Origin of the sequence: Kitasatospora putterlickiae (assembly GCF_039527695.1) — a bacterium.
In the GTDB taxonomy this organism is placed as follows: Bacteria; Actinomycetota; Actinomycetes; order Streptomycetales; family Streptomycetaceae; genus Kitasatospora; species Kitasatospora putterlickiae.
The window spans coordinates 38,988-41,315 of sequence record NZ_BAAAKJ010000095.1; the positions used below are offsets into that span (position 1 = coordinate 38,988).

The following is a 2,328-nucleotide window of genomic DNA, read 5'->3' on the forward strand; positions in this document are numbered from 1 at the left end:
CCGCCCCGCCCGGGCCGAGCGGCGGGGCGCCGCGCAGGATCCGCTCCTGGAGGGCGCGCTCGTGCTCGTCGAGCAGGGCGCGGGCGATCGAGGCGCGGTCCGGGTAGCGGCGGTAGAGGGTGCCGCGGCCGATGCCGGCCGCCCGGGCGATGTCGTCCATGGTGACGGCGGTCGGGTCGCCCTCTGCGAAGAGCCGTTCGGCGGCGGCGAGCACCTTGGCCCGGTTCCGGGCGGCGTCGGCCCGTTCGCGCGGCGGCGGACCGTCGGCCAGCGGGAGTTCCGTGGTCATGGGGACCAACGGTAGAGGGAAACGGACGCCCGAGGGAAGTGGACGCGCTGTCCACTTCCCTCTATCGTGGGAAGCGCCGACAGGTGGACGCACTGTCCACTTGTGTTCCGAGGCTCCGTCCCGCCCAGATCCGTCCCCGGGGGTTCACCGTGTCCCACCTCCTGCACCTCGACAGCAGCGCGCGCACCGACTCCTTCTCCCGCCGCCTCGGCGCGGCCTTCGCCGAGGCCTGGGAGGCCGGCGGCGGCGAGGTCACCCACCGCGACCTCGCCGCCGGGCCGGTGCCGCCGATCCGCGAGGGCTGGACCCGGATCTGTGACACCCTGCTGCGCGAGGGCATCACCGACATCGCCCGCTACGGGGAGGCCGTCCGCACCGGGCAGGAGCGCGAGGCCTGGGCCGTCGTCCGGCCGCTGCTCGACGAACTGGTCGCGGCGGACGTCGTGCTGATCGGCGCGCCGATGTACAACTTCGGCGTCCCGGCCGCGCTCAAGGCCTGGATCGACCAGGTGACCTTCCCGAAGATGGTGCTCGCCCCGCGCAAGTTCGTGGTGGTCGCCGCGAGCGGCGGCGCCTACGGTCCCGGCACCCCGCGCGAGCCCTACGACCACAACGGCCGCTACCTGAGCGACTTCATCCGCGGCCACTACGCGGTGGAGGACACCGAGGTGATCGCCGCCGAACTGGTCAACTCGCTGGTGGACCCCGCGCTGGCCGGGCGGGTCCTCCAGCACCGGGAGTCCGCCGCCGACGCGCTGCGCCGGGCCGGCGAGCTGGGCGCCCGGCTGGCCGGCCACCGCATCCCGAGGGGGGAGTGAGCGCCGTGCCGTGGATCTGGCTGCTGCTGGCCGGGGTGGTGGAGGTCGCCTGGGCGCAATCCATCAAGCCGACCGAGGGGTTCACCCGGCTCCCGCAGACCGCCCTGTGCTTCGTGCTCATGCTGGGCGCCGTCTACCTGCTCTCCCGCGCCCTCCAGGACCTCCCGGTCGGCACCTCCTACGCCGTCTTCACCGGCGTCGGCACCATCGGCACCGTCCTGACCGCCCTCGCCGTCCGCCACGAGGTCCCGTCCCCCGCCACCCTCACCGGCCTCGTCCTGATCACCGCCGGCCTGATCACCGTCCACCTCGGCACCACCACCCACTGACCCCGCCGCGCCGGCACCCGGGACCCCGGGCGACCGGCGCGACGGCGCGTTCGGGCGGAGTGCGACCCCGCCGCGTGCGGGTCGAGTGCGTTCGCGCGCGTAGCTCGACCGGGTGACGCCGATTCGCTGAACGCAATGCGTTTGCAACACGCTCTCTGTCGTGCAGACTGAGATCTACTGGACCGACCGGTCCGAGGAGCACATCGCCAGGCACGGGGTGACTCCGGACGAGGTGGAGCAGGTCGTCTTCACCCGCCCGAGGTGGTTCGCCTCGGGGCGTGAGGGAACGACACTCTGCCTCGGCGTGACGGACGCCGGGCGTCATCTGTTGGTGGTGTTGGCGGTGAGCACGGCGGTGAGGTCCGGCTGGTACTGCGTCACGGCGCGGGACATGACCGGCTCCGAGCGGCGCTTGTTCCTCAAGCGGACGAGTTGAGGGTGGCAGATGACTGACAACGGTGCGGACCTCGAAGCGCTGGCCGAGTTCTACGAGACGCACGAACTGACCGAGGACGAGATCATGGCGGCCGAGCCGGCGGAGGCGCTGCCCGTCGAGTCGGTGATGATCACTACCTCGCTCAGGTTGCCGAAGCCCGTGATGGACGAGGTCCGGCGTCGGGCGCAGGCCCGGGGGATCAAGCCGACGGTGATCATGCGGGAGTGGATCGAGGCGGCCGTCGCGGACCAGGAGGCGGTGGTCCCGCTCAGCGTGATCACCGCGGCGGTGGCGGAGTACCAGCACCGCAGGGCGTCCTGAGCGCTCAGGCGGTGAGGGCCGGGGTCCGGTTCGTCGCCGTGCGGGCCTCGTCGTAGCGGGTGAGGAGGAGGCGGGCGAGGTCGGGGGTGGGGGCGAGGGTGGGGGCGAGGTGGTCGGGGGGGGCCCGGGTGGCGG

At 73.1% G+C, this 2,328-nt stretch carries 4 protein-coding genes and 1 pseudogene; 4 read left to right on the forward strand and 1 reads right to left on the reverse strand.

Translation table 11 applies throughout. The annotated features are described in order from the left end of the window. Nucleotides 1-289: pseudogene (locus tag ABD308_RS10340) on the reverse strand (TetR/AcrR family transcriptional regulator); the annotation flags it as partial. Between the two features lie 149 nt (nt 290-438). On the opposite strand from ABD308_RS10340, the gene ABD308_RS10345 reads away from it, so the two are divergent. From ABD308_RS10345 to ABD308_RS10360, 4 genes are all read left to right on the forward strand, one after another. Beyond that, nucleotides 439-1,107, forward strand: a complete 669-nt coding sequence (locus ABD308_RS10345; protein WP_344331254.1) for an FMN-dependent NADH-azoreductase — start codon at nt 439-441, stop codon at nt 1,105-1,107. 5 nt (nt 1,108-1,112) lie between these two features. Beyond that, entirely contained in the window at nt 1,113-1,436 is a 324-nt protein-coding gene (locus tag ABD308_RS10350) for a DMT family transporter (protein ID WP_344331258.1), read from the forward strand. 160 nt (nt 1,437-1,596) lie between these two features. Further along, nucleotides 1,597-1,872, forward strand: coding sequence for a BrnT family toxin (locus ABD308_RS10355; protein ID WP_344331262.1), 276 nt, complete (start codon nt 1,597-1,599; stop codon nt 1,870-1,872). Between the two features lie 9 nt (nt 1,873-1,881). After that, a complete protein-coding gene (locus ABD308_RS10360) occupies nt 1,882-2,193 on the forward strand; it encodes a CopG family antitoxin (RefSeq protein WP_344331264.1) in 312 nt (103 codons plus the stop codon). Nucleotides 2,194-2,328 lie beyond the last annotated feature (135 nt).

What these genes read in the sequence shown, in the direction of transcription:
- ABD308_RS10360 (WP_344331264.1), top strand. Translation starts at nt 1,882, where the DNA reads ATGACTGACAACGGTGCGGACCTCGAAGCGCTGGCCGAGTTCTACGAG.